A 22,341-nucleotide genomic window follows, 5' to 3' on the forward strand; every position below is an offset into this window, starting at 1 on the left:
TCGATTGCCGACAGTGGGGGTCGTTTCAATGTTTGGAGAACACCAAATGAACAAGTCTCTCGCCACCTTCCTGGCCACCGCAGCCGCCGCCACGCTCAGCATGGGCGCCTACGCCCAGACGACCGACACGCCGGCCCCCGGCACGCCCGGCACCACCACCACCACCACGGTGACGACCGAAACCACCGAGACCAAGCTCGTGCCCGCCCCGGGCCTGTCGCACTCGGAAGCCAAGGACGCGAAGATCATGTCCACGGCCGACTACAAGGCGCGCAAGAACATCGCCGAGGCCAACCACGACCTGAACAAGGCCGACTGCAAGGTCAGCACCGATGGCGCCGTCAAGCGCGCCTGCGAGGCGGATGCGCGCGCGCAGGAAAAGAAGGACAAGGCCGATGCCAAGCTGATCCACAAGCAGGAAACGCAGGACATCAACGCCGTGACCAAGTAAGACCTTGCGGCGGACGACGGCCTCGCGCCGTCGACGCCGCGAAGGCAACGGCCCCGCGGATCGCGAGATCCCGGGGCCTTCTTGCGTGCGCTGGCGCGGCACGTGGAAAAGGCTCCCGCGGGAGCCTTGTCGCGGTGCGGCGCCGGCTTACTTGTCCAGCCAGTCGCTCAGTTCCTCGGCGTGTTCCTGCTCCTGCGACAGGATGTGCTCGATGATGCGACGCGTCGTCGAGTCCTTGTCGCCGATCAGCCGGGCCATCTGCGTGTAGGCCTCGATCGCGACGCGTTCGGCGACGAGGTTGGCGCGGATCATCGCCTTCAGGTCCTTCGACTCGTCGTAGTCGGCATGGCTGCGCTGCAGCAGCGACGCGGGGTTGAAGTCGGGCTCGCCCCCGAGCTGCACGATGCGCTCGGCGATCATGTCGGCGTGTTCCGTCTCCTCGTTCGCGTGGACCAGGAACTCCTCGGCGATCGCCGGCGACGCCAGGCCCTTGGCGGTGAAGTGATGGCGCTTGTAGCGCATGATGCAGACGAGCTCGGTGGCCAGCGAGTCGTTGAGGAGCTTGATGATGTCCTGGCGCCATTCGCCGCCGTAGGCGGGCGTGATCGCGCCCTTCTCGAGGTTGTTCTTCGCGGCGTCGAGGGCGCCCTGATCGAGCTTCAGGGGGACGTGCTGCGCGCTTGTTTTATCGGACATGGCTGGCCTTCTTGGGTGAGGGGAGTTGATCTGCTCCGCCATGGCAAACGGGATGCCACGCGGCGCCCCGGGTACGCGACGTGCGCCCCGCAGGGCTTGCCGCAAGACCGTGGCCGCACGCGCCCCCGGGCTTGCGACTACAGTCGGCCGCATCACAGGCAGGAGAACGTCCATGGGTTCCAGCAACAAGCCCGTCACCGTCGCCGTGCTCGACGACTACCAGGGCGCCGCGCTGCGCCTGGCCGACTGGTCGGCGCTCGACGGCCGCGCCGCGGTCACCGTCTTCAACGACCATCTCGCCGACACCGACGCCGTCGTCGAACGCCTGAAGGGCTTCGAGGTGCTGTGCGTGATGCGCGAGCGCACGCCGCTTCCGCGCGCGACGCTGGAACGCCTGCCCAGGCTGAAGCTGATCGTGTCGACCGGCGCGCGCAACGCGGCCATCGACACGGCCGCGGCCGCCGAGCGCGGCGTCGCGGTCGCGTTCACCGGCTACACGTCGGCACCGACCATCGAGATGACCTGGGCGCTGATCCTCGCGGCGAGCCGCCACATCGTCGCCGAGAACCTTGCGTTCCGGCGCGGCGGCTGGCAGCAGGGCGTGGGCGTCGGCCTGGCCGGCAAGACGCTGGGCGTGCTGGGACTCGGGCGCGTCGGCGGCGCGGTCGCGGAGGTGGGCGGGCTGTTCGGCATGAAGGTGCTGACCTGGAGTCCGAACATGACGCCCGAGCGCGCGGCCGAACGCGGGGCGACGGCGGTCAGCAAGGAAGACCTGCTGCGCAGGTCCGACGTGCTGACCATCCACATGGTGCTCAGCCCGAAGACGCGCGGCCTGATCGGCGCCGACGAACTCGCGCTGATGAAGACCAGCAGCCTGCTCGTCAACACCTCGCGCGGGCCGCTGGTCGACGAGGCGGCGCTCGTCTCGGCGCTGACCTCGCGCAAGATCGCGATGGCCGCGCTCGACGTCTTCGACATTGAGCCGCTGCCGGCCGACCATCCGTTCCGCTCGCTGGACAACGTGCTGGGCACGCCGCACATCGGCTACGTGGCCGACGACCTGTATCGCGTCTTCTTCGGCGACACCGTCAAGGCCGTGGACGCCTGGCTCGCCGAGCGCGCGAAGGCCGGCTGATGGGGCGGGGACGTCGCGCCGCCGCCATCGCGCTGGGCGTGGCGGGGGCGCTGGCCGCGGCGATCGCGCTGACGCTCGCCGGTTGCCAGTCCTTCGGCGAGCACGCCAGCGGCGAGCGCCTGGCGCGCATGCGGCAGTCGCCCGAGTGGCGGGGCGACCAGTTCCAGAACCCGCAGCCGATGTGGAGCGACATGCGCGACGCGCTGATGCGCGCCTTCACGGGCGGCCCCGACGTCGAGCCGGTCGCGCCGGTGCCGGTCGCGCGCACCGATCCCGCGGCACTGGCCATCGCGCCCGCCAGCGGCCTGCGCGTCACGTGGTTCGGGCATTCGTCGATGCTGATCGAGATCGACGGCGTCCGCCTGCTCACCGACCCGATCTGGAGCGAGCGCGCCTCGCCGGTCGACTGGATCGGCCCGCATCGCTGGTATCCTCCGACGATCGCGCTGGACGACCTGCCGCGGGTCGACGCGGTGCTGATCTCGCACGACCACTACGACCATCTCGACTGGCCCACCATCGTCGCGATGCGATCGTGGAAGAACGTCTTCATCGTGCCGCTGGGCGTCGGCGCGCACCTGCAGCGCTGGGGCATCGCGCCGGAGCGCATCGTCGAACTCGACTGGTGGCAACCCGCGCGCGTGGGCGCGCTCGCGCTCACGCTGGTGCCCGCGCGTCACGCGTCCGGGCGCGTGAGCGGGCGCAGCGACCAGACGCTGTGGGGCGGCTTCGCGCTGGTGGGCGCGCGGCACCGCGTCTACTACTCGGGCGACACGGGCCTGTTCGACGCGATGGCCCAGATCGGCCAGCGCTTCGGTCCGTTCGATGTCGCGATGATCGAGGCCGGCCAGTACGACGCCGACTGGCCCGACTGGCACCTGGGGCCCGAGCAATCGGTGCTGTCGGCGCAGCGCGTGGGCGCGAAGGCGTTGATCCCGGTGCACTGGGGGCTGTTCCGGCTGGCGCATCACGGCTGGACGGAGCCGGTCGAGCGTGTGCTCGCGGCCGCGCGCTGCAGCGACATGCCCGTCCTCACGCCGCGGCCGGGCCAGCCCATCGAGCCGACTGCGCTGAAGCCGGGCGACTCGACGCGCTGGTGGCCGGATGCGCGCTGGGCGACCGCGGCGCAGAAGCCCATCGTCGCGACCACCGATGGCGTCGACAGCCATCGCGTCGCGCTGCCGCAGTGTCCGGCGGCGCCTCAGGTCAGCGAGCGATAGAAATACGTCGTCGCGCACTCGCCGCCCGCGGGCAACAGTGCGTAGCGCGGGATCGTGCCGGCGGCCTGCCAGCCCAGGCGCGCATAGAGACGGGCGGCGGTGTCGTCGGCCGTGTCGAGGACCAGCAGGGTCTTGCCCTCGGCGAGCGCCTCGCGCTCGGCCGCGCGCATCAACGCCGCGCCCGCGCCCTGGCGGCGCGCGCGCCGGTGCACCAGCATCTTGGCGACGTCGGCGCGATGCGGCTGGTTCTCGGGTTGGGCCAGGATCACCTGCACGGTGCCGACGATGCCTTGCGCGTCCTCGGCCAGCAGCAGCACGCGCTCGCCGCGCGCGACGCCGTCGGCGACGCTGCGCCAGAAGGCGAGCGCCTTGTCGCGCGTCATCGGCAGCATGAAGCTGACCGATGCGCCGCCGTCGACGCAGTCGATCAGCACGTCGGCCAGCGCCTCGATCTCGGCGTCGCTGACGGACGTGGCGCGACGCACGTCAAGGGTAGAGGCTGGGACGCTGCTCGCCATGGGATCTCCGGAATGGCAAGGGGTAGGGCATGGACGCCAGCACCACGGCGTAGCGCGCGGCGGCCTTGTGCGGGTTGTGGAAGGTGATGGGCTTGTCCAGCACCATCGCCAGGCAGTCGCCGGCGCCGAGGCGATGGCGCTCGTCGCCGACAGTGATGTCGATCGCGCCCTCGATGACCCAGACCTGCTGGTGCATCACCGGCTCGCGCGGGCCGGTCTCGTACGACACGCGCGCCTTCGCCGGAAACGTCACCTCGACGATCTGGATCTGCGAGCCGACGCCGCTGGGCGAGACGTTGCGCCGGACGTAGCCGGAGTGCGGGTCGCGCCACGACGGCTGGTCGACCGCGCGCGCCACCGGGCTGGCCGACGGCTGCGGCGCGTCGAACAGCGCGGCGAGCGGGACGCCGAGGCCGGCGGCCAGCTTCTCGAGCAGCACGGCGGTCGGGCTGCTCTCGCCGCGCTCGATCAGCGAGATCATCGAGCGGCTGATGCCGCATTGCGTGGCGAGGGCCTCGAGCGACAGGCCGCCGGCCGCGCGCAGGTCGCGCACGCGCTGGGCGATGCGGGCGTTGAGGGAGTCGGGCGGCGTCTCTTCCATGATGGAGGCAGTGTCCAATATGCTGGACACGCCGTCAAGTCGCGGCCAGGGATCGGCCCGGCCGATACCAGGCCGGGTATGGGTGGTAGCCGGGCCGTCGAAAACCTGTGGGGATTTCTCGATCGATCGTGTGGGGAATCGTCGATACGGTGTGGTGTATCGCCTCGAACCTGTCATGTCTAGACAGGAAAGTACCTCGAAGCCACCGGTATTCGCCGCATCGAAAGCGTTGCGGACACGAACAATCCGTCCATCAACAACCCTGGCTCACGGACTTCAGCGCGCGAGCTTCTGGTCGAAAACCAGCCCATGCCAACCACCCCGAACGTCCCGTCCCGCACGACGGCTTCCGACGCGACACCGTTCCTGCAGCGCTGGCAGGCGACGGCGTTCGCGCTCGCCGCTGGCGTCGCTGGCTTCGCGTCCGGCCGCGGCATCGCGAGCGCCGTCGTCGCGACGGCCCTGGTCGCGGCCGGGGTGTCGCTCGACCGCTTGCGGCGCGCGCGTGAAGTTCGCGCGCAACGAGCCAATGCCGAATTCCTCGCCAGCACCGACCAGCTGGGCCGCGACGTGTTGCCCGTCTGGGCCGCGCACATCGAGAACTCGCGCCAGCAGATGGAGTCCGCGGTTGCGGCGCTGACGCAGCGCTTCGCGGCCATCGTCGATCGCCTCGACCAGACCCTGCGGGCCTCCGGCCAGGACGGCGACCTCGGTCTCGCGGCCGCCTTCGCGCACAGCAAGGACGAACTGCATGGCGTGCTGACCTCGCTCAAGGACGCGATGGCCAGCAACGAGGCGATGCATGTCGAGGTGCAGAGCCTGAGCCGCTTCGTCGCCGAGCTGCAGCAGATGGCGGCCGAGGTGGCCGACATCGCCCAGCAGACCAACCTGCTCGCGATCAACGCGGCCATCGAGGCCGCGCACGCGGGCGCCGAGGGCCGTGGCTTCGCGGTGCTGGCGCAGGAGGTGCGCAAGCTGTCCGCGCTCTCGGGCGCGACTGGCCAGCGCATGGCTGACAAGGTCGGCGTGATCGGCGAGGCGATCCGCGTCGCGCGCGATGCCGCGCTGGCCTCGGCCAGGCGCGAGGCCGCCTCGGCCCTGGCCTCCGAAGGCGCCATCAACGGCGTGCTGGACCGATTCCGCGGCGTGACCGAGGCGATGGAGGCCTCGGCCGCCGCGCTCAAGCAGGAGAGCGCCGGCATCCAGCTCGAGATCGTCGAGTCGCTGGTGCAGCTGCAGTTCCAGGACCGCGTCAGCCAGCGCATGACGCACGTGCGCCACAACATCGAGCGCCTGCCCGACCTGCTCTCGGAGAGCCGGCGCCGCTTCGACACCTCGGGCGCGCTGGCGCCCGTGGACGCCAAGGTGCTGCTCGACGAGCTCGAGGGCAGCTACGCGATGGCCGACGAGCGCGCGACGCACGCCGGCGATGCCACGACGGCCTCGCCGGAGTCGGCCGTCGCCGAGCTCGAGGAAGTCACCTTCTTCTGAATCCGTTCAAGTCAACACCCAGGAAAAGACCGACATGGCAAAGACCATCATGATCGTCGACGACTCGGCCTCGCTGCGCCAGGTCGTGGGCATCTCGCTGCGCAGCGCGGGCTACGACGTGCTCGAAGGCAGCGACGGCGCGGACGCGCTGAAGAAGCTCACCGGGCAGAAGGTGCACCTGATCATCAGCGACGTGAACATGCCCAACATGGACGGCATCTCGCTGGTCAAGGAGATCAAGAAGCTGCCGGCCTACAAGTTCACGCCTGTCGTGATGCTGACGACGGAATCGGCCGCCGGCAAGAAGGCCGAAGGCCAGGCGGCCGGCGCGAAGGCGTGGATGCTCAAGCCGTTCAACCCGCCGCAGCTGCTCGCGGTCGTCCAGAAGCTCGTGCTGCCCTGACTCCGGTCAGCGTGAACGAGACATGCGGGCGCGCGAGTTCTCGCTAACCAACAAGTGCAACGGAAACGAGATGAGCACGACTTCCACCTGCTTTCGAATCGACGGCGAGCTGACGATCTACCGCGCGGCCGAGCTGGCCGTGGCCATGAAGGCGGCGCTCGCCGACGTGCCTGGCGGCGGCGCGTTCGAGGTCGACCTGTCCGGCGTCACCGAAATGGACAGCGCCGGCGTGCAGCTGCTGATGTCCGCCCGGCGCAGCGCGCAGGAGTCCGGCCGCACGCTGCGCGTCGCGGGCGGCAGCCCCGCGGTCGCCGAGGTGTTCCAGACCTTGCAGCTCGCGTCGCATTTCGACGCCGCACATTGAGGCACGCGATGGCCAACGACATCAATCTGGACCAGGTCCTCCACACCTTCATCGTCGAGGCGCGCGAGCTGCTCGAGGACATGGAAGCCGCCTTGCTGCGCGTCGCCGACGAGGCCGACCCGCGCGAGAGCATCCATGCGATCTTCCGCGCGGCGCACACGATCAAGGGCTCGTCCGGACTGTTCGGCCTCGACGCCGTCGTCACGTTCACCCACGTCGTCGAAAGCGTCCTCGACCGGGTGCGCGACGGTGCCGTGAGCCTCGACGAATCGCTCGTGCCGTTGATGTTGTCCAGCGGCGACTACATCGGCCGCCTGGTCGATGCCGTCGAACGCGGCGAGCCGCAGGCCGATCCGAAGACGGAGCCCGAGGGCGCGGCCTTGCTCGAACGCCTGCAGAAATATCTTGTCGAACAGGACGCGCCAGTGGCGGCAACGGCGTCGACGGGCGCCACGACCGCGACCGCGGGCGGCGCGGCGCACTGGCACCTGTCTCTGCGGTTCGGGCCCGACGTCCTGCGCAACGGCATGGATCCGTTGTCGTTCATCCGCTACCTGGCCACGCTGGGCACCATCGAGCACATCGTCACGCTGCCCGATGCCGTCCCCGGCCTCGACGCGCTCGACCCGGAGGGCTGCTGCCTCGGCTTCGAGATCGGCTTCCTGACGACCGTCGACAAGGCCGCGATCGAGAACGTGTTCGAATTCGTGATCGACGACTGCGCGCTGCGCATCGTGCCGCCCGGCAGCCAGGTCGAGCAATACATCGAGCTGATCCGCAGCCAGCCCGAGGGGCCGAGCCGGCTCGGCGAGATCCTGGTGCGCTGCGGCAGCGTCACGGCGCGCGAACTCGAGACGGCGCTGCGTTCGCAGGCGGACAGCACGCCCGCGCAGAAGATCGGGGCCATCCTCGCCGAGCAGGGCAAGGTCGCGCCACAGGTCGTCGAGGCGGCGCTCGCCAGGCAGAAGCAGGTCAAGGAGACGCGCGCGCCGGAGAGCCAGTCCGTGCGTGTCGACGCCGACAAGCTCGATCGCCTGATCAACCTCGTCGGCGAGCTGATCATCGCCGCCGCCGGCGCCAACCTCGTTGCGAAGCGCACGCGCAACCTCGAATTGATCGAGCGCAACTCGACGCTCTCCGACCTGGTCGAGGAAGTGCGCGACAGCGCGCTGCAGCTGCGCATGGTCAAGATCGGCGGCACGTTCGCGCGCTTCAAGCGCGTGGTGCACGATGTCGCGCGGGAACTCGGCAAGGACATCGAGCTTGCCGTCAGCGGCGAGGACACCGAGCTCGACAAGACCGTCGTCGAGAAGATCGGCGACCCGTTGATGCACCTCGTGCGCAACGCGATGGACCATGGCATCGACGCGCCCGAGCTGCGCGCCGCACGCGGCAAGCCGGCCACCGGCACCGTCTCGCTCAACGCGTTCCACGACTCGGGCAGCATCGTCATCCAGGTGGGCGACGACGGCGGCGGGCTCGACCGCGAGAAGATCCTGGCCAAGGGCATCGAGCGCGGCCTGGTCGAGCCGGGGCGCGCGATGAGCGACGCCGAGGTCTACGCGCTGATCTTCGAGCCCGGATTCTCGACGGCGGAACAGATCACCAACCTGTCGGGCCGCGGCGTCGGCATGGACGTCGTCAAGCGCAACATCGCGGCGCTGCGCGGCAATGTCGCCATCGCGAGCGAGCCCGGTCGCGGCACCACGGTCACGGTGCGCCTGCCGCTGACGCTGGCCATCATCAACGGCTTCCAGGTCGCGGTGGGCAAGTCGGTGTTCGTCGTGCCGATGGACATGGTCGACGAGTGCGTGGAGTTCTCCGCCGAGGCGGGACACGACTACACCGACTTGCGCGGCCAGGTGCTGCCGTTCGTGCGCCTGCGCGAACTGTTCGACGTGCCGGGCACCGCCTCGACCCGCCAGAACATCGTCGTCGTCAAGCACGCCGGCCAGAAGTTCGGCCTGGTCGTCGACGGCTTGCTGGGCGAGGCGCAGACGGTCATCAAGCCGCTGTCACGCATGTTCGCGCAGGTGCGCGGCATCAGCGGCTCCAGCATCCTCGGCAGCGGCGACGTCGCGCTGATCCTCGACGTGCCGCTGCTGCTGCAGGAGGCACAGGAAGCCCGCAGCGTCGCGGCGCGCCACGCCGAGAGCCTCGCGGCCGGCCAATGACAAGCCTCCAGGCTCACACATCCAATCCAGGGAAGACCACCATGTTCGCAAACCTCAAGCTCGGGACGAAGCTGTTCGGCTCGTTCCTCATCGTGCTGGCCCTGATGCTGGCTCTTGGCCTCTACGCCGTCACGCAGCTGGCGACCGTCAACGGGTCGACCGTCGACCTGGCCACGAACTGGCTTCCCAGCGTTCGCAACCTGATCGAGATCAAGGCCAACGTCAATCACCAGCGGGTGTACGAGTACCGCATCGCGTTGGCGAAGGATCCGGCCGAACTCGCGCCCGCGCTGAAGGACATGGATGGCAAGGTGGCCGCGCTCAAGCAGTTTGACGACGCCTATGCGAAGCTGATCTCGTCGCCTGACGAGAAGCAGCTCTACGATGCCTACGCGTCTCGCCGCGACGAGTTCCTGCGCCTGCAGACCAAGGAGATCGAACTCGCGAGCGACCACAAGCAGGCCGACGCGGAGGCGGCGATCAATGGCGAGCTGAGGCAGCGCTACGATGACCTGCGCGTCTCCCTCAACAAGCTCTCGGAATTCAACGTCGAAGGCGGCACCAAGGCCTCGGCCGAGGCGGGCGTGGTGTACGCCAACGCGCGTCGCTGGACGATCGGGGCGCTGGCGGGCTGCAGCCTGCTGGCGCTTGGCCTGGCGTTCCTCATCACGCGGTCGTTGATCAGGCAGCTCGGCGGCGAGCCGGCGTTCGTCGCCGAGATCGCGAATCGCGTCTCGGACGGCGACCTGACGATGTCGATCCAGACCCGTGCCAACGACGACTCCAGCGTGCTGTTCGCGATGCACAAGATGGTCGACAAGCTGTCCCTGGTCGTGACCGAGGTCAACGGTGGCGCGGAGGCGCTGGCGGGCGCGTCGGAAGAGGTGAGCGCGACGGCGCAGTCGCTTTCGCAGGCCGCCAGCGAGCAGGCCGCGGGCGTCGAGGAGACGAGCGCGTCGATGGAGCAGATGACGGCGTCGATCTCGCAGAACACCGAGAACGCCAAGGTCACCGACGGCATGGCCACCAAGGCCGCCAGCGAGGCCAGCGAAGGCGGCGAGGCGGTCAAGGCCACGGTCGTGGCGATGAAGCAGATCGCGCAGAAGATCGGCATCATCGACGACATCGCCTACCAGACCAACCTGCTGGCGCTGAACGCGGCCATCGAGGCGGCTCGCGCGGGCGAGCACGGCAAGGGCTTCGCGGTGGTGGCCGCGGAAGTGCGCAAGCTGGCCGAGCGCAGCCAGGTGGCGGCCGAGGAGATCGCCAACGTCGCGAGCTCCAGCGTCGAACTGGCCGAGAAGGCGGGCCACCTGCTCGACACGATCGTGCCCAACATCCGCAAGACGTCGGACCTGGTGCAGGAGATCACGGCGGCGTCGGAGGAGCAGTCCTCGGGCGTGGGCCAGATCAACGCGGCCATCGTGCAGCTGAGCCAGACGACGCAGCAGAACGCGTCGAGCTCGGAGGAACTTGCCGCGACGGCCGAGGAGATGAGCTCGCAGGCCGAGCAGCTGCAGCAGACGATGTCGTTCTTCAAGCTCGCGGGCGTGGCCGGCGTCGCGCACGTGCGCGCGGCCAGCGCCACGATCGCGACGGCGCGCAAGTCCGCGGCGCGCGGCAAGCCGGCGCCGTCGCGGTTCGCCGCCGCCGCGTCTGCTCGCCCGGCCGCCGCCGCGAGCGAGGGCGCGGATGTCGACGAATCCCACTTCGCCCGCTTCTGAAGGAGCAGCCAGCCATGAACGCCAACGCTTCCCGCGCGGTCGAGACCGAGCCCGCGCAATACCTGACCTTCATGCTCGCGCAGGAGCAGTTCGCCATCGGCATCCTGGGCATCAAGGAGATCATCGAGTACCAGGGCGTCACCGAAGTCCCGATGATGCCGCCGTGCGTGCGCGGCGTGATCAACCTGCGCGGCGCCGTCGTGCCGGTCGTCGACCTGCTCGCGCGCTTCGGCCGCCCGTCCAGCGCGGTGACCAAGCGCACCTGCGTCGTCATCGTCGAGGCCGCGTGCGGCGCGGACGAGCGCCAGGTGATGGGCCTGCTCGTCGACGCGGTCAACGAGGTGCTGGACATCGCCAGCGTCGACATCGAGCCGCCGCCGGCCTTCGGCGCGCGCCTGCGCAGCGACTTCATCCACGGCGTCGGCAAGGTGCGCGGCAAGTTCGTGCTGCTGCTCGACGTCGACCGCGCGCTGTCCATCGACGAGATCGCCGGCTTCGTCGAAGCTGCCGCGGAACCCATCGCCGCCTGACCCCAGGTCTCCGATTTTCAAGAACCAAGGAATTCCCATGTTCGGCAATCTCAAGGTCGGCACCCGGCTGGCGCTCGGCTTCGGCACGGTCGTCGTGCTGCTGCTCGTCATCTCCGTCACCAGCGTGCTGCGGCTGTCCAGCATCAACGCGGCGACCACGGTCATCATGGAGGACCGCTATCCCAAGGTCGTGCTCGCCAACGACATCCTCCAGCACACGATCGACAACGGGCGCCAGATGCGCTCGATGGTGCTCGCAGCCGGCGATGCCGAGGCCGACCAGTACAAGCAGAAGATCACCGCCAATCGCGCCAGCAACAACGAGAGCCTGAGCAAGCTCGAGGCCGAGCTGCACAGCGACCGGGGCCGCGCGATCGTCAAGGACATCGCCGACAAGCGCGCCGCGCTCGGCCAGCTCTACGAGCCGTTCTACGCGCTCGTGAAGTCCGACAAGGCCAAGGCCGCGGAATTCCTGCGCGTGCAGGTCATTCCGGCGAACACCGCGCAGGAGCAGGCGCTGCGCGAACTCGTCAAGTTCCAGAGCGAGCAGATGGAACAGTCGCGCGTCGAGGCAACCGCGGTCTACGGCGAGACGCGAACCGTCGTGATCGCGCTGTCGGTGATCGCCACGCTGCTGGCCGCAGGCATCGGCCTGCTCATCACGCGCAACCTGATCAACGTGCTGGGCGGCGAGCCGGCCTATGCGGCGGATGTCATGCGCAAGGTCGCGACCGGCGACTTCACCGTCGACGTCGCCGTGCGCGCCAACGACACCAGCAGCCTGCTCTACACGACGCGCCAGATGGTGCAGTCGGCCGGCGACAGCGTCAACGACGTCGTGCGCGTGATGGGCGCGATGGCCTCGGGCGACCTGACGCAGACGATCACCAAGTCCTACACCGGCTCGTTCGCCGAGATGAAGGACTACGTCAACGAGACCGTCGACAAGCTCTCGCAGGTCGTGACCGAGGTCAACGGCGGCGCGGAGGCGCTGGCGGGCGCGTCTGAAGAGGTGAGCGCGACGGCGCAGTCGCTGTCGCAGGCCGCCAGCGAGCAGGCGGCGGGCGTCGAGGAGACGAGCGCGTCGATGGAACAGATGACGGCCTCGATCTCGCAGAACACCGAGAACGCCAAGGTCACCGACGGCATGGCCACCAAGGCCGCCAGCGAGGCCAGCGAAGGCGGCGAGGCGGTCAAGGCCACGGTGGTGGCGATGAAGCAGATCGCGCAGAAGATCGGCATCATCGACGACATCGCCTACCAGACCAACCTGCTGGCGCTGAACGCGGCCATCGAGGCGGCGCGCGCGGGCGAGCACGGCAAGGGCTTTGCGGTGGTGGCCGCGGAAGTGCGCAAGCTGGCCGAACGCAGCCAGGTGGCGGCCGAGGAGATCGCCAACGTCGCGAGCTCCAGCGTCGAACTCGCCGAGAAGGCGGGCCACCTGCTCGACACGATCGTGCCCAACATCCGCAAGACGTCGGACCTGGTGCAGGAGATCACGGCGGCGTCGGAGGAGCAGTCCTCGGGCGTGGGCCAGATCAACGCGGCCATCGTGCAGCTGAGCCAGACGACGCAGCAGAACGCGTCGAGCTCGGAGGAACTTGCCGCGACGGCCGAGGAGATGAGCTCGCAGGCCGAGCAGCTGCAGCAGACGATGTCCTTCTTCAAGCTCGCGGGCGTGACCGGCGTCGCGCACGTGCGCGCGGCCAGCGCCACGATCGCGACGGCGCGCAAGTCCTCGACGCGCGGCAAGCCGGCGCCGGCGCGGTTCGCCGCATCCTCGTCCGTGCGCCTGCCCAAGGCGGTCGCGAACGACGGCGCGGACGTCGACGAAGCCGACTTCGCGCGCTTCTGACCGGACGGACGTGACTGCGCGCCTGCCGCGGCTATCCCCATGAACACGATCACCGACACCGAGTTCTCCCGCTTCCAGCGCTTCATCTACGACGCCGCCGGCATCACGCTGTCGCCGGCGAAGAAGGCGCTGGTCTGCGGGCGCCTGTCCAAGCGGCTGCAGGCGCACCGCCTCGACAGCTTTGGCGCCTACTTCGAGCTGCTCTCGAGCGGTCGCGAGGACGCCGAGGTGCAGACCGCGGTGGACCTGCTCACGACCAACGAGACCTACTTCTTTCGAGAGCCCAAGCATTTCGAGCTGCTGCGCACGCTCGCGACGCAGGCGCGCGGACGGCCGCAGCCGTTCCGCGTCTGGAGCGCCGCGAGCTCGAGCGGCGAGGAGTGCTACAGCATCGCGATGGTGCTGGCCGACTGCCTGGACGCGTCGCAGACGGCGTGGGACGTCGTCGGCTCCGACATCAGCACGCGCGTTCTGCGCCGCGCGCGAACGGGCCACTACCCGCTCGAACGCGCTCGCAACATCCCGCCCGCGTACCTCAAGCGCTATTGCCTGCGCGGGCAGGGCGAGCAGGACGGCACGCTGCTGGTGGAGCGCCGGCTGCGCAGCCGCGTGAGCTTCGCGCAGGTCAACCTCAACACCGAGCTGCCGCGGCTCGGCACCTTCGACGTCGTCTTCCTGCGCAACGTGATGATCTACTTCAACGGCGACACCAAGCGCCAGGTCGTCGCGCGCGTGCTGTCGCTGCTCAAGCCGGGCGGCCACCTGTTCATCGGCCACTCCGAGAGCCTGAACGACATCAGCACCGCCGTCGAGCAGCTCGCGCCGTCGATCTACTGCAAGCCGTGACGGCGATGGCGAGCGGCATCCTCACCGAGGTCTTCCTGAAGCCGGGCGAGTATGCGGTGGGCGATACGTCATGCCGTATCCGGACCGTGCTCGGATCCTGCATCTCGATCGCGCTGTGGTGCCCCGGCCTGCAGGTGGGGGCGATGTCGCACTGCTTGCTGCCCTCGCGCGGGCGCGTGGGCGTGGCCGAGGTGCGCGGCCTCGACCTGCGCGGGCTGGACGCACGCTATGCCGACGAGGCCCTGCACCTCATGCTGCACGAATTGGAGCGCCGCAACGTCCGCGCGTCGGCGTGCAACGCCAAGATCTTCGGCGGCGGCAACATGTTCCCCGCCCAACGAGGTGCCGGCGTGCCCGTCGGCCGCCGCAACGGCGAGGCCGCGCGCAGGCTGCTGAAGGCGCACGGCATCGAGGTCGTCTCCGAGAGCCTGTTCGGCGACGGCCATCGCCAGATCGCCTTCGACATCGCCACCGGCGACGTCTGGTCGCGCCAGCTGCCGCCCAACGACGCCATCACGGGGCTCATGCTGTGAGCGCCATCAAGGTGATGGTGGTCGACGACTCGGCCGTCGTGCGCCAGGTCGTCGCGGGACTGCTCGGCGCCGCCCCCGGCATCGAGGTGCTCGCGGCCGTCGCCGACCCGCTGCTGGCGATCGAACGCCTGCGCCAGGCGTGGCCCGACGTCATCGTGCTCGATGTCGAGATGCCGCGGATGGACGGCATCACCTTCCTGCGCAAGATCATGGCCGAGCGTCCGACGCCGGTCGTGATCTGCTCCACGCTCACCGAGAAGGGCGCCAGGACGACGCTGGAGGCGCTGGCGGCCGGCGCGGTCGCCATCGTGACCAAGCCGAGGCTCGGGCTCAAGCAGTTCCTCGCCGAGGCCGGCGACGAACTGGTGGCGACCGTGCGTGCCGCGGCGCGCGCCAACGTGCGGCGCCTCGCGCCGCGCGCGGACGCCGCCGTGCAGCCCGTCGCGCCGAAGAACACGGCCGACGTCATCCTCGCGCCGGCCGGCCCGCGCGCCATGACGCAGACGACCGAGCGCGTCATCGCGCTGGGCACGTCGACGGGCGGGACGCAGGCGCTCGAGGAAGTGTTGTCCGCGCTGCCGCGCGTCTGCCCGGGCATCGTGATCGTGCAGCACATGCCCGAGAAGTTCACCGCGGCCTTCGCGACGCGGCTCGACGGGCTCTGCCGCATCGAGGTCAGGGAGGCGCGGCACAACGACCGCGTGGTGCCGGGCCGCGCGCTGATCGCGCCGGGCGGCAAGCACCTGCTGCTCAAGCGCAGCGGCGCGCAATACGTCGTCGACGTGGTCGACGGGCCGGTGGTCAACCGCCACCGCCCCTCGGTCGACGTGCTGTTCCGCTCGGTCGCCAAGAGTGCGGGCGTCAACGCGCTGGGCGTCATCATGACCGGCATGGGCGACGACGGCGCCGCCGGGCTCGCCGAGATGCGCGCCGCGGGGGCGCGCACGCTGGCGCAGGACGAGGAGAGCTGCGTCGTCTTCGGCATGCCCAAGGAGGCCATCAAGCGCGGCGGCGTCGAGCGCACGGTGCCGCTGCAGGGCATCGCCGCGGAGATCATGAAGCAGTAGTGCGCGGCTTCGGCCGCCCCGGCGAGTCAGGCCGCGACCATGCGCGCCATCAGCCACGCCGGCAAGCCCACGTAGAGCGCCGCCAGCCCCAGCCGTTCCAGCGCGAGCCGCGCGCCGATCGCTCGCGCCGGCGCGAACAGCACGCCGGCCAGCGTGCCCGCCTCGATCGCCGCGCGCACCGCCGTCGCGCACAGCACCACGGCGACCGTCCAGGCGGCCCACCACAGCACGAACGTCGTCACGTAGGCCTGCCAGCCGAACGTGAGGTATTCGCCGAACGTGCCGCCGTAGGCGATGTTCTGGTGCAGGCGGAACGCGGGGATCGCCAGCAGCAGCGGCAGGGCGCCGAACTTGAGCAGCGGGTTGCCGAGGCGGCTGCGGTGCGAGGCCTGGGCGGCGTGCGCGTAGCGTGCAGCGGTCGACGGCGCCTCCGCGCGCGCGGACGCGTCGCGCAAGGGCGCGAGGGCGCGGGCGAGGGCGTCCGGGCGCGCGAGCGCGAGGCCGTGGCGCCAGCGTCGGCCCGAGGTCAGTTGCACCGACAGGCCCGGCCCCGGCACGGGCAGGCGCCACGGTCGCGTGGACGCGATGTCGCCCAGCGGCAGCTCCAGGCGCCGCGCCCCGCTCGCCAGCACCAGCACGCCGTCGACGACGGACGCGCGCGCCGCGAACGCGCGCAGCACGCACCACGCCGCGGCCTCGGGCAGCAGGAACAGGCCGACGAACATCCGGATCTGCGCCAGCGTGTTCGACTGCAGCCTCGCGTCGAGCAGCAGCACCGCGGCGATCATCCACATGAGCCCCGCGCGCGCGAACGCGCGCAGCGCGCCGGCGGCCACGCGGGCCGCGCGCGGCAGCACCGAGACCTCGACCGGCCAGCTGGCGGCGTCCAGCGCTGGCGTCGTCTCGCCCGCATCGATCCCGCCCCAGCGGCGCAGCGCCGCCAGCGCCGCCAGCAGCGCGAGGAACGCGGCGGCGGCGCGTCCGACCCAGTCGCCCCAGGCCACCATCAACGTGCGCGGCGGCGCGTGCACCGGCAGGTCGCCGACCACCAGCGTGCGTTCGCCCATGCGCGCGCCCGCGACGATGTCGCCGCTCGGATCGATCGCCGCGCTGTAGCCGTTGGTGGTGACGCGGAACTGCGGCAGGCGCGTCTCGATGCTGCGGAACGCGGCCACCGCCTGGTGCAGCGCCGCGCCTTGCGGATGCTCGGTGAACCAGGCGTCGTTGGACATCGTGAGGATGGCGCGCGCACCGAGCCGCGCGCCGTCGATCGCCAGCTGCGAGTCGACATCGTCGCGGCAGATCAGCGGCAGCACCGGGATCTCGCGGCCGTCGGCCAGCCGCAGCGGGAAGACGCGCGCGCCGTTGCCCGGCTTCCACGTGCCGGCCCAGGGCAGCCAGCGCCGCAGCACCGGGCCGTCCAGCCACGCGGGCACGGCCTCGGTCAGCGGGAACAGGCGGGTCTTGCGGTAGAAGCCGAGCAGGCCCTTGCCGGGCTCGACGAAGGCGGCGGCGTTGTATTCGCCGGCGGCGTCGATGTCGTAGGTGCCGAACACGAAGGGCACGCGCGCGGCGTCGACGATGGACTGGATCGCGCGATCGAGCTCGGCGCCGGCCTCGCTCCTGGGATGGCCGAAGGTCGTCGGGTAGACGGTCTCCGACCACAGCACGGCGTCGGCATGCTGGCGCTCGACGGCGTCGTACGACATGGCGAAATGCGTGTCCAGCACCTCGCGCACGACCTCCGCCGCACCGTGCTCCTGGCGCAGGCGTTCGTAGTCGACGATGTCGGACTGCACCAGCGCCACGCGCAGCGGCTTGTCGGTGGAGGCCGTCGTCGACGACAGCGTCGCGGCGCCGTAGCCGGCGAGCAGCAGCGCGATCGCAGCGGTCGACGCCAGCGGCCAGGCGACGGCGCGCAGGCCGTCGCGGCGGCGTTCGATCGCTGCCGCGACTCCCTCGTTGGCGAGCAGCAGCGCGAAGGTCAGGCCGGTGGTGCCGACGACGTCCGCGGCCTGGCGCAGGGTGCGCGAGGGGTAGAGGCCGTCGCCGAGCGTGTCGCCCAGCAGCCGCGGCACCAGCCACTCGGTGGCGACCCAGGCCGATGCGGCGACGAGCGCGCGCAGGGCCGGGCCGGCGTGGCGGCCGGCGAGCTGGCGCGTCAGCGCGAAGGCGAGGAACTGCGGCTGCAGCAGCGGCGCGGCGACGATCAGGATCGCCAGGCCGGCCGCGTCGCCGAGCTGCGTGAACGCGCCGATCGCGCTGCCGAACCAGGCGAACACGGCCAGCGTGAACGCGACCGCCATCGCCCACGCGGCCAGCAGCGTGCGCGCGAACGAGCCGCGCTCGTCCAGCGACAGCAACCACGGCACCAGTGCGACGAAGCCGAGCGACCAGGCGAGGCCGCCGCGTGCGTAAAGGAACGACAGCAGCGCGCTGGCGACGATGCCGGCGACTTCGCGCGTGCGCGGCCGCGACGCCAGGAATGCGGCGAGTCTGTTCATCGTGATCTCAAAGAGCGCCATTGGGCGGTGGCACGACGATGCGGCGGATCGGCAACCCCGGCGGCGCCAGCTCCGGCGGCACGACGCGATCCCTGGGCATCGCCACCGGCTGGCCGTCGGGCGTCGTCGCCTGGTAGTCGGGCGCGAACATCAGGATCGGCTCGATGCGCTGGCCGTCGTCGGTGGCCTGGTAGTGGCGCACGTAGCCGGGCGGCAGCGGGAAGTCCTCGGGCACGGCCAGGCCGATCAGCGGCGGCTTGGTGCCGGGCGGGTTGAAGGCGCCGAGACCCGTGTGGACGCCGGCCTGGTGCAGTCGCTCGATGACCTCGTTCATCGTCGGCTTCTCGCCGGCGTTGATGTAGTCGGCGATGTCGGGCGTCTGGTCGCCGTCGGGGTCGCGATGGCGCGGGATCTGCGGGGACGTCGCCGCAGCGGACGATGCGGGCGCGCTCGCGGGCGTCACGCGCGCGGGCGCGGGGACACCGGCCGCGGCGACCTGCAGCAGCGGTGCGGACGCGGACGCGGCCGGCGCGGAGGCGGCGTCGCCCTCGGTGGTCGCGGACACCAGCGACGACCACCCGCCCGCGAGCGCGCCGGCCACGAGCGCGAACGCGATTGCCAGGAACCCGACGGCCGGGCCCCAGCGATCGCGCGTCGGCTCATGGCGAGGCGGCTTGGCCACGCGTCGGCCCCGGGCGGCGCGTCAGGGCGCCGTGGAGTTGGACGTCGACACGTTCCAGCCCATGCGCTCGTGGCCGTACTGGTTCCAGATCGGGCTCTTGCCGCCCGTGAACGACGTGTAGCGCGGCGCGCCGGAGCCCGTCGTGCCACCGAACAGGCCGGCCGTGACGGTGCCGCCGGTGTAGGTCGGATGCGTGTCGTCGGACTGGATGTAGTCGTAGCTCGTGCTGGCCGAGACGAAGTGCGTGTTGGCGTCGCGGATCGTCGAGCGCAGCGTGGTGGCCGTGCGCGTCACGTAGCTCGTCTCGCTCTCGCCGGACACCCAGCGCAGGCCGACGGAGTCGACGATGCCGTCGCCGTTGCTGTCGTAGTCGGCGCCCATGAACTGCGCGAAGTTGTCCGCGCACTGGAAGCCCTTCTCGCGCGCGTATTCGCACATCCAGTAGTTCATCTTGGCCAGGCGCGGCAGGAAGGTGTTCTGCAGGTTGACCGTGGCCTTGGTGGTGGCGTCCTTGCACGAGCTCTGAACGTTGTCCGCCGCATAGCCCGGATAGTGCAGGTTGGAGATCACCTTGACCTTTACGCCCGCGTACGCGTTGGCGTTGATGAAGTCCATCGCGGCGGCCACGTACTGCTTGCAGGTGTTGACCGCGTTGTCCATGCCCGAGTAGTCGCAGGTGCCGCTCTGGCCCTTGAAGGCCGTGCGCGCCTGCAGGCCGTCGTTGCCGCACATCTCGAAGGTGACGACGCGGGTGGAGCTGTCCTGCATGTAGGACTTCTCGGCCACGATCTTGTTGTTGTAGACGTCGGAGGCGACCGCGCCCGACTTGGCGCGCCGCACGCTCTCGATGTCGGCGTTCCACAGCGCGGACAGGTACTCGGCGTCGACCGTCGGCGCGGCGTACTTCGCGGCGGTGGTGATGCCCGTGTCGTAGCCGGCGTAGATCGAGTCGCCGTAGGCCACGAGGCGGTACTTGGTGGACGTGCCGGGGCGGTCGATCGTCCACGACACGTTCTGCGTGAGCGTGTTGGCGCCGGCCTGGGCGGCCATGCCCAGCAGCAGGAGGGCCGGCAGCAGCCGGCGCGCGAGGGAGGGAACGCTTGGGGTCATCTGGTTCTCCGGTTTGTTGTGTGATTCGGCAAGAACAGAGCGCCCGAGCCCGCGTGTGGATGGGGAGCGCGGAGTCGGCGTGACGCGAGACTAGACACACGCTCCGCCCGACAAACGAGGGGGAACCCTGGACGCGCGACCCTGCCGGAACGCGGGGACAAGCAGTTGGCTCGCGCGGTCATGCGACTTGCAAATCCCCACCAGTCTGACGCTGTCACATACGGTGGTGGGTATATCCGGAAATGGCTCGCCGGGGCGCCCCGGCGCGTCGGTGCGGGCGCTGCCCCGGCGACTGTCCGGTCGACGCGCGCATGCAGACGCGTCAGCCCAGGGCCTGGACGGCCCAGTTGATCGCGCCGCCGCCCACGACCAGCCACGCGAACAGCGTCGCGCCCAGCCCCAGCGGCGCAAGGCCGGCCGCCTTCATCGCCGACAGGCGCGTCGTCAGCCCCAGGGCCGCCATCGCGATCGCGAGCACGGCGATGTCGATCGTGTTGGCAACGGCGATGGCGGCGGCGGGCAGCACGTCCAGCGAGCGCAGTCCGGCCGCCGCGACGAAGCCGAGCGCGAACCACGGAATGGTGATCGGCGCGCGCGCGCGCGCCGCGTGACGCGCGCCCGTGCGCGCGAGCCACGCCGACAGCGCGACGAGGAACGGCGCCAGCATCATCACGCGCACCAGCTTGGCGATGACGGCGGTGTCGGCCGCGGCGTCGCCCACGGCATGGCCGGCGGCGACGACCTGCGCGACCTCGTGGATCGTCGAGCCCGCCCACAGGCCGTATTGCGCGGCGGACAGCGGGTGCACGAGCGCGATCAGGTGGAACAGGGCCGGGTAGAGAAAGATCGCGACGGTGCCGAAGCCGACCACGGTCGCGACGGCCACGGCCACCTGCTCCGGCTTGCCGCGAACCACCGGCGCCGTGGCCATCGCCGCGGCCGCGCCGCAGATCGAGCTGCCGGCGCCGATCAGGATGGCGGTGGTGCGATCCAGGCCGAACACGCGCGTGCCCAGCACGCAGGCCAGCGCGAAGGTGCTGGACAGCACGGCCGCGTCGATCGCGACGCCCGCGAGGCCGACATGGCCGATGTCCTGGAACGTCAGCCGCAGTCCGTACAGCGCGATGCCGCCGCGCAGCAGCCATTGCTTGGCGAGGTTCAGGCCGTCGGCGGAGGCGGCCAGCGGCGCCGCGGGCAGCAGGTTGCCGGCGACGACGCCGATCACGATGGCCAGCGTCAGCGCGGAGATGCCGTTGGCCTGCAGCCAGCCGAGGCGGGCCGCGGCGGTCGCGGCGGCGGCCACGGCGGCGGCGAGGGCGAGACCCGGCGCGAAGCGGAGTGCGGCGGGCGGGGCGAACGAGCGGGTGGCGGTGGTCATGGCGGGCTGCTTGTGGCGAGCGTTGCGATGACCCGGACTGTGAGCTTTGGCAGTCAATCCGTAAAACGAATTGATTTCGTTGAATCAACCTGAAAAACAGGTAGAGTCGAAATCATGCGGATCACCTTGCGCCAACTCGCCATCTTCGCGGCCGTGGCCGATGCCGGCAGCACCGCGGCGGCGGCGGACCGGGTGGCGCTGTCGCAGTCGGCCACCAGCGCCGCGCTCAACGAGCTGGAAGCAGTGCTGGCGGCGCGGCTGTTCGACCGCGTCGGCACGCGGCTGGTGCTCAACGACACCGGCCGCGGCCTGCTGCCGCAGGCGCGCGCGGTGCTCGATGGCGCGGCCGGCATCGAGCGCGACTTCGGGCTGGGCGCGACGGCCGGGGCGCACGCCGCGCCGCCGTCGCTGCTGCGCGTGGGCGCCAGCACCACCATCGGCAACTACCTGCTGCCGACGCTGGTCGCCAACTGGCAGCGGGCGCGGCCGGCGGCGCATGTCGACGTGCGGATCGCCAACACCGGCGCCGTCGCCGCGGCGGTCGCGCGCATGGAGGTCGACATCGGCCTGATCGAGGGCCCCAGCCACGAGCCCGACGTCGTCGTGCAGGCCTGGCGCGAGGAGGAGCTCGCCATCGTGTGCGCGCCGTCGCACCCGCTGCTGGGCGGCGATCCGCGCCGGCGCCTCAACGTCGCGACGCTGCGCCAGGCCGCCTGGCTGCTGCGCGAGCCGGGCTCGGGCACGCGCGAGGCCGTCGAGCAGGCGCTGCAGCCGCACCTGCACCAACTGCGCGAGGGCCTGCATTTCGGCGGCACCGAGGCGATCAAGCAGGCGGCGGTCGAGGGGCTGGGCTTCACCTGCCTGTCGCTGTTCGCGGTGCAGGACCTGGTCGCGCTCGGCCGGCTCGTGCGCGTCGACACGACGCTGCCGCGGCTCGTGCGCCGACTCTGGCTGGTCCACCATCGGCGCAAGCAGTTCTCGCGAAGCCTCGCGGCCTTCATCGACTTCTGCCAGCAGGGTTGACGCGGTCGATGTATCGTCGGCGGCGCCGCAGCACCG

The 22,341-nt window shown here is 70.6% G+C and carries 21 protein-coding genes; 14 read left to right on the plus strand and 7 right to left on the minus strand.

Features of this window, described 5'->3' with window-relative positions; all coding sequences use genetic code 11:
• Positions 1-46: 46 nt before the first annotated feature.
• Positions 47-451 (plus strand): hypothetical protein, encoded by a 405-nt coding sequence (locus tag LPC04_RS25875; RefSeq protein WP_275685208.1) that lies wholly within the window; start codon positions 47-49, stop codon positions 449-451.
• A gap of 147 nt (positions 452-598) precedes the next feature.
• Here LPC04_RS25875 and LPC04_RS25880 read toward each other — a convergent pair whose 3' ends face one another.
• Positions 599-1,147 (minus strand): ferritin-like domain-containing protein, encoded by a 549-nt coding sequence (locus LPC04_RS25880; RefSeq protein ID WP_275685209.1) that lies wholly within the window; start codon positions 1,145-1,147, stop codon positions 599-601.
• A gap of 172 nt (positions 1,148-1,319) precedes the next feature.
• Here LPC04_RS25880 and LPC04_RS25885 point away from each other — a divergent pair, with 172 nt between their 5' ends.
• On the plus strand, positions 1,320-2,282 hold the full coding sequence (locus LPC04_RS25885; protein WP_275685210.1) for a D-2-hydroxyacid dehydrogenase family protein: 963 nt from the start codon (positions 1,320-1,322) through the stop codon (positions 2,280-2,282).
• On the plus strand, positions 2,282-3,502 hold the full coding sequence (locus LPC04_RS25890; protein ID WP_275685211.1) for an MBL fold metallo-hydrolase: 1,221 nt from the start codon (positions 2,282-2,284) through the stop codon (positions 3,500-3,502). The genes LPC04_RS25885 and LPC04_RS25890 overlap by 1 nt, the downstream gene beginning before the upstream one ends.
• Here the strand turns inward: LPC04_RS25890 and LPC04_RS25895 are convergent.
• Complete coding sequence (locus LPC04_RS25895; protein WP_275685212.1) at positions 3,484-4,020, minus strand: GNAT family N-acetyltransferase; 537 nt, start codon at positions 4,018-4,020, stop codon at positions 3,484-3,486. The two genes, LPC04_RS25890 and LPC04_RS25895, sit on opposite strands and share 19 nt — an antisense overlap.
• A complete protein-coding gene (locus LPC04_RS25900; protein ID WP_275685213.1) occupies positions 3,989-4,621 on the minus strand; it encodes a helix-turn-helix domain-containing protein in 633 nt (210 codons plus the stop codon). Before LPC04_RS25900 ends, LPC04_RS25895 begins: the two co-directional genes overlap by 32 nt.
• A gap of 309 nt (positions 4,622-4,930) precedes the next feature.
• On the opposite strand from LPC04_RS25900, the gene LPC04_RS25905 reads away from it, so the two are divergent.
• The 10 genes from LPC04_RS25905 to LPC04_RS25950 all read left to right on the plus strand — a co-directional run bounded on the left by LPC04_RS25905 (position 4,931) and on the right by LPC04_RS25950 (position 15,608).
• On the plus strand, positions 4,931-6,112 hold the full coding sequence (locus LPC04_RS25905) for a methyl-accepting chemotaxis protein (protein WP_275685214.1): 1,182 nt from the start codon (positions 4,931-4,933) through the stop codon (positions 6,110-6,112).
• Between the two features lie 34 nt (positions 6,113-6,146).
• The gene (locus tag LPC04_RS25910; protein WP_275685215.1) at positions 6,147-6,515 is read left to right on the plus strand and encodes a response regulator; all 369 of its coding nucleotides are present in this window, start codon (positions 6,147-6,149) and stop codon (positions 6,513-6,515) included.
• A 70-nt stretch (positions 6,516-6,585) separates the two neighbouring features.
• Positions 6,586-6,879 carry an STAS domain-containing protein gene (locus tag LPC04_RS25915; RefSeq protein ID WP_275685216.1) on the plus strand — a complete coding sequence of 98 codons (294 nt, stop codon included), beginning with the start codon at positions 6,586-6,588 and terminating at the stop codon, positions 6,877-6,879.
• A gap of 8 nt (positions 6,880-6,887) precedes the next feature.
• The gene (locus LPC04_RS25920; RefSeq protein ID WP_275685217.1) at positions 6,888-9,053 is read left to right on the plus strand and encodes a chemotaxis protein CheA; all 2,166 of its coding nucleotides are present in this window, start codon (positions 6,888-6,890) and stop codon (positions 9,051-9,053) included.
• 41 nt (positions 9,054-9,094) lie between these two features.
• Complete coding sequence (locus LPC04_RS25925) at positions 9,095-10,777, plus strand: methyl-accepting chemotaxis protein (protein ID WP_275685218.1); 1,683 nt, start codon at positions 9,095-9,097, stop codon at positions 10,775-10,777.
• A 14-nt stretch (positions 10,778-10,791) separates the two neighbouring features.
• Complete coding sequence (locus LPC04_RS25930) at positions 10,792-11,307, plus strand: chemotaxis protein CheW (protein ID WP_275685219.1); 516 nt, start codon at positions 10,792-10,794, stop codon at positions 11,305-11,307.
• Between the two features lie 37 nt (positions 11,308-11,344).
• Positions 11,345-13,162, plus strand: a complete 1,818-nt coding sequence (locus tag LPC04_RS25935) for a methyl-accepting chemotaxis protein (RefSeq protein WP_275685220.1) — start codon at positions 11,345-11,347, stop codon at positions 13,160-13,162.
• A 39-nt stretch (positions 13,163-13,201) separates the two neighbouring features.
• A complete protein-coding gene (locus tag LPC04_RS25940; RefSeq protein WP_275685221.1) occupies positions 13,202-14,008 on the plus strand; it encodes a CheR family methyltransferase in 807 nt (268 codons plus the stop codon).
• Between the two features lie 5 nt (positions 14,009-14,013).
• Positions 14,014-14,541, plus strand: coding sequence for a chemotaxis protein CheD (locus LPC04_RS25945; protein ID WP_275685271.1), 528 nt, complete (start codon positions 14,014-14,016; stop codon positions 14,539-14,541).
• Entirely contained in the window at positions 14,538-15,608 is a 1,071-nt protein-coding gene (locus tag LPC04_RS25950) for a protein-glutamate methylesterase/protein-glutamine glutaminase (protein WP_275685222.1), read from the plus strand. Before LPC04_RS25945 ends, LPC04_RS25950 begins: the two co-directional genes overlap by 4 nt.
• A gap of 26 nt (positions 15,609-15,634) precedes the next feature.
• Here the strand turns inward: LPC04_RS25950 and lnt are convergent, their stop codons facing one another.
• The 4 genes from lnt to LPC04_RS25970 all read right to left on the minus strand — a co-directional run bounded on the left by lnt (position 15,635) and on the right by LPC04_RS25970 (position 21,282).
• The gene (gene lnt / locus LPC04_RS25955; RefSeq protein WP_275685223.1) at positions 15,635-18,112 is read right to left on the minus strand and encodes an apolipoprotein N-acyltransferase; all 2,478 of its coding nucleotides are present in this window, start codon (positions 18,110-18,112) and stop codon (positions 15,635-15,637) included.
• Positions 18,113-18,119: 7 nt separating this feature from the next.
• Positions 18,120-18,794, minus strand: a complete 675-nt coding sequence (locus LPC04_RS25960) for a hypothetical protein (RefSeq protein WP_275685224.1) — start codon at positions 18,792-18,794, stop codon at positions 18,120-18,122.
• A 21-nt stretch (positions 18,795-18,815) separates the two neighbouring features.
• Positions 18,816-19,904 (minus strand): SGNH/GDSL hydrolase family protein, encoded by a 1,089-nt coding sequence (locus tag LPC04_RS25965; RefSeq protein ID WP_275685225.1) that lies wholly within the window; start codon positions 19,902-19,904, stop codon positions 18,816-18,818.
• Between the two features lie 322 nt (positions 19,905-20,226).
• The gene (locus LPC04_RS25970; protein ID WP_275685226.1) at positions 20,227-21,282 is read right to left on the minus strand and encodes a YeiH family protein; all 1,056 of its coding nucleotides are present in this window, start codon (positions 21,280-21,282) and stop codon (positions 20,227-20,229) included.
• Positions 21,283-21,396: 114 nt separating this feature from the next.
• Here LPC04_RS25970 and LPC04_RS25975 point away from each other — a divergent pair, with 114 nt between their 5' ends.
• Positions 21,397-22,305, plus strand: coding sequence for a LysR family transcriptional regulator (locus tag LPC04_RS25975; RefSeq protein ID WP_275685227.1), 909 nt, complete (start codon positions 21,397-21,399; stop codon positions 22,303-22,305).
• Positions 22,306-22,341: the final 36 nt, after the last annotated feature.

The sequence above is a fragment of the Scleromatobacter humisilvae genome (genome assembly GCF_023231945.1).
Lineage (GTDB): Bacteria > Pseudomonadota > Gammaproteobacteria > Burkholderiales > Burkholderiaceae_C > Scleromatobacter > Scleromatobacter humisilvae.